A 7,971-nucleotide genomic window follows, 5' to 3' on the forward strand; every position below is an offset into this window, starting at 1 on the left:
CGCCGAGCATCCGTTGTTCGGAACAGGGGCAATCAAATTTGAGTAGCTTTTCATCGGGAAAGATATTCAGCTCTAAATCGCCCAATAATTCTTCTAAAATCTCTGGCAGATCTTTGCCAGATTGGAGTAGCGGGGTAAACCCTTGTAAGCCACTGACTCGCGATTCTAATAGCGTCACCAGTGACTCATCTTGTGCCGCTTTTGGCAGGATTTGAATTAAGATCCCGCCCGCAGACTGGACGCTGTGAGCGTTCATCGAGACACCGAGCACCAAGGCTGACGGCGTTTGCTCGGAACTAAATAGATAGTTCGCCACATCGTCACCAATTTCTCCAGATACTAGCTCGACAGTACTAGAGTAGGGACGACCGTAACCCAGATCCCGAAAGACATAGACAAAACCCTCATTGCCGATCGCGCCACCGACATCTAGTTTACCAGCAGCATTGAGCGGTACTTCGACATGGGGATTGTTGACGTAGCCTCTAACCGTTCCATCGACGCCAGCATCCACCATCAAACCGCCGACGGGGCCATTCCCTTTGACTCGGAGATTGACGCGGGCAAATTTGGTTTTCATGCCAGATGTAAGCAATAATGCCGCAGTCATCGCCCGCCCTAAGGCATCTGTGGAAACTGCTGAGAGCCGATGGCGCACTCTAGCTGTTTCGGTGAGGCTGGTGGTAATTGCCCCTACTGCTCGAATTTTGCCACCTGCTGCTGTTGCTCGAATCAGTCGATCGGTCATAACTTCCCTTAAATATTCTCTTGTCTCTATTTTAGGGGTTGGCCAACTCAGATTCTAGGTCGTTAATCCCCACCAAAGATTTCGATGTCGGTAAATGCGGCGACAGGCGCACCATGCCCCACCCAGACGATTTGATTGGGTTCGCCTTTGCCACAGAACGGAGAGCCGTACATTTCCCAAGTATTGGCATTGCCAACTTGCTCCAGATTGCCCCAAAATTGGGGCGTAACGCCACGATAGTTGGGGTTGCGAACTGTTTGAGTCAATTTGCCATTTTCGATGAGTTTGGCGTACTCGCAACTAAACTGGAATTTGTGACGCCGATCGTCGATCGACCACGAGCGATTGGATTCCATGTAGATGCCGCGATCGATTCCACCGATAATGTCATCAAAGCTTTTATCCCCAGGTTCGAGATTGATATTCGCCATCCGATCGATCGGCGGACGATTCCAGCTACAGGCGCGGCTGCAAGCTACTCCTGGCAGATCCAAGCGCGATTGACTTTCCAAGCTACCCAAGCCCCGTTCCAGAATCCCATCACGGATGATATATTCCCGCGTCGCTGTCGCTCCCGTATCGTCAAAACTGTAGCTGGCAAATTCTCCCGCGACAGTCGGATCGAAGGTAATATTCATCAACGGCGAACCATAGACGAGATTGCCAAAATCTGCTGGTTTCACAAAACTGCCACCCGCATAGTTGCGCTCGTCACCCAAAATTCGGTCTAATTCGAGTGGATGTCCGACACTTTCGTGAATCTGCAACAGCAATTGATCCGGTGCGAGGACGAGGGTGGTTGTCTCAGTCGGGCATTCGATCGCCGTCAGTAATTCTAATGCTTGCTCGCCTACCTGCCGCACCCGCGTCCATAAATCGGGAGTGAGAAAGTATTCCATCCCCCCTTGATAACATTTTGCCAGTCCGCCGCGATCGCTGCGATGTTGGACGATCGCGCCATCTTGAGCGGTAGCGGCATAATCTGTCGTCATCAGCAAAAATTTCTGATAAACATCGGAACCGTTGCTACTAACAAACCAACTTTCGATTTCGCGCGTAATTATCGTGGCACTAGTTTGGACAATGAGATCGCCGACTTTGAGCGTATGACAAATCTTGCTCAGTTGCTCGCTAATTTCGCCAGGAGAGAGGCTGTTAAACGGCTGGAGGGTCGGGGAAACATATTGCCCGACTACTTTAGGGCGTTGGGCGGTGGTAATTGGATAAAGCTGATATGCGCTAGCGGCGATTGCTTGTTGATATGCGGCGGTAGCAGCGGTTTGAATGCCGGTAGGGGTGAGGATATTAGTGGCACCATAGCCAATTTGACCGTTGACTAAAACTTCGACCATTATCCCTTCACTAATGGTCGTCCCATTATTTTGCGGCATCCCGTCCCGTGCCGATCGCGCGATCGCCACTTCACGGACTTTCCGCAATCCTACCCAATCGACGGGGAGATCGATCGAGTTGAGTAAGTCGCTCAGTTGGGGAATAGTCGCAGTACTCATTAAATCAGCCTTATTAGTTTAGGACTGATTTAATTTTACTCATTTGAGGTTGTGGTTTGTTGGGTTGGAGAATGAAACCCAACATCTCTAAGATATTGGTGTGTTTGTTGGGTGTCGCTTGGCTCAACCCAGCCTACAGCCTAATTCCCGGACGGATCTGATAACGTCGATACTGTAAATAATCCCGAACGATTTGGCTGTGGTCGAAACATAATTGTGAGGGGATTTCCCACGGGTTAAAAATGCCGACACTTTTGGCATCATCTTGGGCGATCGGTGCGCCAGTTGCTGTCGCAATAAATACCAGCGCGATCGTGTGTTGGCGCGGATCGCGATCGGGTGCGGAGTACAGGTGAAATTGTTCGATTAAGGATACATCTAGCCCGACTTCTTCTTTGGCTTCGCGGATGGCGGCGGTTTCTAATGATTCTCCATAGTCTACAAATCCGCCTGGTAATGCCCAGCCGTGGGGGGGATTGAGACGTTCGATCAGGACGATCGGTCGATGGGGTCGATCGATTAGTTCAATAATAATATCTGTAGTCGGTGTGGGGTTGCGGTACGCCATTTTAGAGAGGAAAGAATACGGTGTAACTGTTGCAAATCGGGTTAAGGCTGGTACTTAACTGCTTGTAATTGGTAAATCGGCAAACTATAAATACTTGTTAGTTGCGAGTTTTTTAGTGGGGGCAGAACCCGGATCTGGGGGTTCCGACCCCCAGTCCCCCCGGCGGAAGCAGGGCTAATTCATTCTTTACTGGGCGTAGATTGTTAAGTTAGCGTAGATCTGTAGTAGATCTGTAGGTTGGGTGGAAGAATGAAACCCAACGCACTCAACAAAGTTTCTTTCATCACTCAGACGACGTTTTCGTCGGCTCAGTTGCTCTGTAGAGAGACTAACGTTAGATTAGACCGAGATCGTAAGTATGAGTTCGATCGGGTTAAATGTCGATTTTTTGCATCAGCATTCAACCCAATCGAGCAGACTATTCAATCAAAATCGACTTATACAATGCTTCGTATTCTTTGGCTGATTTATCCCAGCTAAAATCGGTTGCCATGCCGCGTTGTTGAAGTTCTTGCCATTGCGGCTGGTAATGGAAACTTTCCTCGGCGCGTACCATGCAGGTGAACAGATCTAGGGCTTCGTAGCGATCGAAACAATAGCCAGTACCCAAGTGATGCTGAGGATCGTGGTGGGTCACTGTATCGACTAGTCCCCCCGTCCGGCGGACGATGGGGACGCAGCCGTAGCGCATTGCGAGCATTTGAGAGATCCCGCAAGGTTCAAAGCGACTGGGCATCAAGAAGGCATCCGATCCGGCATAAATGCGCCGAGAGAGCGATTCGTTGTACATCAGATAAGTTGCCATCCGTCCGGGATAACGGGAAGCTAATTGCCAAAGTTGCGTCTCATAATTGCGATCGCCAGTACCCAAGACGATGAACTGAGCGGTGGTGTATGCCAAAAAGCGATCGAGCGTCTGGAGCATCAGATCCAACCCTTTTTGCTCCACTAGTCGCGATACCATCCCCACGACAAATATATTGGGATCGATCGCCAGTCCGACTTCCTGTTGGAGTGCGGCTTTATTCTTGCTGCGATCTTCGAGGGTTTTGGCGGTAAATGTTTTCGCGAGAGCTGTATCGGTTGCCGGATCGTAGACTTCGGTATCGATCCCGTTGACGATTCCCGATAATCGACCGCTAATAAATGATAATAAGCCCTCGATCGTTTCACCATATTCGATCGTCTGAATCTGGGCGGCATACGTCGGCGAAACGGTATTGACGCGATCGGCATATTGCACTGCCGCTGCCATTGTATTATGGCCTTGCATGTACCACGGACACCAGGTAATCTTCTCTAAATACCACCGCCACGGCCCTTGGTAGGCTAGATTGTGAATGGTAAAGACGGTACTGATATCGGGATCTTGGTGCATCCAGACGGGTAACATCCCTGTATGCCAGTCATGACAATGCAGGATATCTGGCTTCCAATAATTCCAGCAAAACTCTGCCGCACCATTGGCAAAGAAGGTAAATCGCCAGTCTTCATCCTCGCCACCGTAGATCCGCAACGGATCGAAAACTGGATGTCCGAATAAGTACAAGGGGACATCGGTACCAGGTAAGACTGTCTCATACACCGCAAAGTGATTGAACATCGCATATCCCCACCACACAGGCTCGTAGGGGATATCTAATTTACCCACTAAGGAACCGTAGTAAGGCATGAAGATCCGCACGTCATGCCCCATTTTGCGCAAGAACTTGGGCAAGGCACCGACGACATCGCCCATCCCACCTACCTTGGCGATGGGTGCAGCTTCCGCCGCGACAAATAAGATTTTCATAGATATTTAGATATTGATTTTTATACGCACCGATCGATCCATATCGATCGAACTTTTGGCACCTCAGCAATCATACCAGCCATCCAGACCCCAAATTTAGCCGGCACCCAGCACTGAGAATCATCTTCTGCTCGCTCGATTGAATCTAACCAAGTTAATCGCCATCTACTGTTGTGACCCACTGCGCACTACCAACTCCCCACTCCCAACTTTTCTTATAGATACTCAACCAATCTCGGTCTAAGTCCCGCTAAAGTGAGGATCGCTACGCTACCAAGCGCGACAGAGGCAATAATTTCAAAATTCGCCAATCGATCGTTACCTAATTCAATATTTCGATCGAATTCTTTTTTATTGAGATCCATCAATTTGGTATGAATATTTTTGTATCGATCGAATGCACCATTCGATTCGGATGGCTTGGTACCCAGACATAAAGCGATCGCTTCAGGAAGTTTACCGCTACTTGCTAATTGTCGAATTTGGGTATCGATCTTCACATACTCATTAAAAGATTTTAACGTTTCGATCGCTAATTCCTTTTCGCCAGTGAAGGTAATGTTATTTAACCCCTCTGACAATAATCCAGTTAATCCTGGTGTTTTGATATTTTGCAAAGTGTTACTGACAACAGTTTCGGTCGTGAGAGTGGGTGGAATTGTCAGGATTTTTTTGATTTTGTCATTAAAAGAGCGTTCGTGTTGAGGTGCATTAACTCGATCGAGTAAATAGCGACTCTCATCAGCATTTGCTCTGTAGGATAGAGCGCGCATTTGACGTAAGGCATGTAGCGAGTTAAAAGCATCTTCCTTCGCTACTTTGAGATTATTAGTAGCACCTACAAAGGAGATAATTGTATAACCGAGGAAAATAATGGCGATCGCCGTCGCACCCAGTAGCGGTAGATTAAGCATCCGCCGCATGCGTTGATATAAAAATAGTTGGATGGTAACTAAAATCGCAATCTGAGCTAAGCCCACGATCGCCATGAAGAATCCCGTGCCACCATTGACAGTGCGTTGTAACGCATAAATTTCTTCTAGTTGTTGTAAATTTACTTGGCTGAGTTCTTCAGCTTTGGGAAGAATTTTTTCATCCATTAGAGTAGCCGCACTCTGATAAATACTTAGCGCAGCAACACTATCTCCGCGCCGATGGGCATCTCGCGCTTCTTGCAGTTTCAATAAATAATCACCATCAGCGCGTTGTAGTTTTTCAACGATCTCCTGTTCTGGTGGATAAGTAATATTTTTAGCTGCTGCGACTACCCGAGCGGCAATTTTTTTGCGATTTGTTTGAAAATCGATCTCGACTTCTTTTTGTCTGGGATCTCCTGGCTTTAATAGCAACTCACTTGCCAAGCTCGCATCCATACCTGCGAAAGAATCTTGCAACTGTTGTGCTGTCAGCACACTAGGCGCAGCATCTTTGCCAACTGTTTTAATTGCCTGTCGTTGGGAATTAACGCCCCAAATACTAATCGCTAATAGCAGTAAGCTTACGCCCCACGTCGCGTACCAACCACCCCGCAAAATTTGTGGCGTCTGGTATTTCTTACCTAAATTCTGAGCTGGCTTCGGTATCGATGTCATGTGATTTTGCTCCAGGTTATCAAAATTGCCGCGATCGGTAGAATATTGCCATCCCACTCATACTCAAGATTCAAGCCAGCAAATATGTAGCATGGTTATAAATCTTAATAGAAATTCTCATCAAATTGTCTTAAGCTAACAAATTAGTGATATATAGCCGAAAACTTTTAATAATGAGTTCTAATTTAGCTACTAAACTCCGCGAAGGTACTAAGAAATCTCATAGCATGGCCGAGAACACTGGCTTCATCGCCTGCTTCCTCAAAGGCACCGTCGAGAAAAAATCTTACCGCAAACTAGTCACCAATCTCTACTTCGTCTACTCCGCGATGGAAGAGGAAATGCACAAGCGTGCTAGCGACCCAATTCTAGCCAAGGTCTTTTTCCCCGAACTCGATCGCAAGGCTGCGTTAGAACAAGATTTAGCCTTCTATTATGGTGCCAACTGGAAAGAGCAAGTCGCGCCTTCTGAAGCTACCAAAAAATATATCGCCCGCATCCACGAAGTGGCCGATCGCGACCCCGCACTGATGGTAGCACACCTCTACACTCGCTACCTGGGCGATCTCTCCGGCGGTCAAATCCTCAAGAAAATCGCTCAGAATGCGATGAACCTCACCGACGGTGAAGGGATGGCGTTTTATGAATTCGCGCAAATCCCTGATGAGAAAGCATTCAAGAGCAACTATCGGCAAGCAATGAACGATCTACCGATCGATGAAGCCAAAGCCGATGAAGTCGTCGATGAAGCTAATGCGGCATTTGAGATGAACATGATTATGTTCAAAGAATTAGAAGGCAACCTGATCAAAGCGATCGGCATTCAATTATTCAACCTGCTCACGCGCAAACGCAATCGCAATGACGGCGAATTGGCTACAGCAGAATAGGGATTAGGGGATAGGGGATAGGGATTAGCGAATTTATAGAGAGCGAACAGATCTCCCTCTCTATAAATAATTCCATTACTATCCCCTATCCCCTATCCTCTATTCCCTACTTGAAACTCACTCCGTCGCCGCTGGATCTGTTGATAACAGTCTGGCGGCGAAATTTTTAGGTGTTGACACCAGCCGATATCGAGATGGGAGCCAGATTCGTTGGCGTAGCCTCTCGGATAGAGAATCGCAAAAATTAGCTCTGTCTGCGGTTGATAATTGGCGACAGCAGTGGCAATACCCTCGATCGCTCGCTCGGGTACCAGCCACTCTTGCAGGTAGAGGGCTAATTGGGGCTGGGGGATATAGCGAAAATTGAGGCTCGGATCTAATGAATCGTCGCTACGATCGGAGTTATCGAAGATATCGACGGGGCTGCTAATTGCCACCACTCCGCGATCGCTCTGGAGATAACCACTCCATGCCCGATCTCCAATCCAGAGGAAGTTTTGGGCAAACAGGCTAGTGCGGCTTGACGAGTTATAGTGCCGCATGGGTAGGAGTGGGGATAGTAAGTGGCGGGATTTTGGCGAGGATACCTTGTTTGAGTGGTGCGGGACGCTCTGCCCAGGGGAGGACGCCTGTCGGGTGCTGATAATATTTCTCGGCACAGTCCAAGATATTGCTCAAGGCAATACTCGGATCTTGGGGCGCAATATCGCCAAATAAATAGGTGTGCTTGCCAGCCGCTGCAAACGAGATCGCACACGATCGACTACAGGCACTCATACAACCTACCGCTTGGATCGGAAACGCTGCTGCCAAATCCCAATCTTGATGCAAAGCTTGCAACTCTTGAAGCAGCCGTTCGCCCTCACTCGT

The 7,971-nt window shown here is 48.3% G+C and carries 8 protein-coding genes; 1 reads left to right on the forward strand and 7 read right to left on the reverse strand.

The annotated features are described in order from the left end of the window. From hslO to RMO84_RS11860, 5 genes are all read right to left on the reverse strand, one after another. A partial coding sequence (gene hslO, locus RMO84_RS11840) for an Hsp33 family molecular chaperone HslO (RefSeq protein ID WP_310488661.1) occupies positions 1-748 on the reverse strand: 748 nt, incomplete at its 3' end. Positions 749-810: 62 nt separating this feature from the next. After that, the gene (locus tag RMO84_RS11845; RefSeq protein WP_310488662.1) at positions 811-2,259 is read right to left on the reverse strand and encodes a TldD/PmbA family protein; all 1,449 of its coding nucleotides are present in this window, start codon (positions 2,257-2,259) and stop codon (positions 811-813) included. 133 nt (positions 2,260-2,392) lie between these two features. After that, the gene (locus tag RMO84_RS11850) at positions 2,393-2,827 is read right to left on the reverse strand and encodes an NUDIX hydrolase (protein WP_310488663.1); all 435 of its coding nucleotides are present in this window, start codon (positions 2,825-2,827) and stop codon (positions 2,393-2,395) included. A gap of 418 nt (positions 2,828-3,245) precedes the next feature. Further along, positions 3,246-4,619: a glycogen synthase GlgA gene (gene glgA / locus RMO84_RS11855; protein ID WP_310488664.1), complete on the reverse strand. Its 1,374-nt coding sequence runs from the start codon at positions 4,617-4,619 to the stop codon at positions 3,246-3,248. Positions 4,620-4,834: 215 nt separating this feature from the next. After that, entirely contained in the window at positions 4,835-6,211 is a 1,377-nt protein-coding gene (locus RMO84_RS11860; RefSeq protein ID WP_310488665.1) for a hypothetical protein, read from the reverse strand. A gap of 173 nt (positions 6,212-6,384) precedes the next feature. Between RMO84_RS11860 and RMO84_RS11865 the strand changes: the two genes are divergently transcribed. After that, the gene (locus RMO84_RS11865) at positions 6,385-7,101 is read left to right on the forward strand and encodes a heme oxygenase (biliverdin-producing) (protein ID WP_310488666.1); all 717 of its coding nucleotides are present in this window, start codon (positions 6,385-6,387) and stop codon (positions 7,099-7,101) included. A gap of 92 nt (positions 7,102-7,193) precedes the next feature. Here RMO84_RS11865 and RMO84_RS11870 read toward each other — a convergent pair whose 3' ends face one another. Then, complete coding sequence (locus RMO84_RS11870) at positions 7,194-7,643, reverse strand: hypothetical protein (RefSeq protein WP_310488667.1); 450 nt, start codon at positions 7,641-7,643, stop codon at positions 7,194-7,196. Continuing rightward, the coding region (locus RMO84_RS11875; protein ID WP_310488668.1) for a DUF1636 domain-containing protein at positions 7,630-7,971 on the reverse strand (342 nt) is incomplete at its 5' end. The genes RMO84_RS11870 and RMO84_RS11875, both read right to left, overlap by 14 nt.

Source organism: Chamaesiphon sp. VAR_69_metabat_338, assembly GCF_031423935.1.
Taxonomy (GTDB): domain Bacteria; phylum Cyanobacteriota; class Cyanobacteriia; order Cyanobacteriales; family Chamaesiphonaceae; genus Chamaesiphon.

Excerpts from the sequence above, each read along its gene's own strand:
- glgA (WP_310488664.1), bottom strand. The coding sequence starts at position 4,619 with ATGAAAATCTTATTTGTCGCGGCGGAAGCTGCACCCATCGCCAAGGTA.
- RMO84_RS11850 (WP_310488663.1), bottom strand. The coding sequence starts at position 2,827 with ATGGCGTACCGCAACCCCACACCGACTACAGATATTATTATTGAACTA.
- RMO84_RS11845 (WP_310488662.1), bottom strand. The coding sequence starts at position 2,259 with ATGAGTACTGCGACTATTCCCCAACTGAGCGACTTACTCAACTCGATC.
- RMO84_RS11865 (WP_310488666.1), top strand. The coding sequence starts at position 6,385 with ATGAGTTCTAATTTAGCTACTAAACTCCGCGAAGGTACTAAGAAATCT.
- RMO84_RS11860 (WP_310488665.1), bottom strand. The coding sequence starts at position 6,211 with ATGACATCGATACCGAAGCCAGCTCAGAATTTAGGTAAGAAATACCAG.
- RMO84_RS11870 (WP_310488667.1), bottom strand. The coding sequence starts at position 7,643 with ATGCGGCACTATAACTCGTCAAGCCGCACTAGCCTGTTTGCCCAAAAC.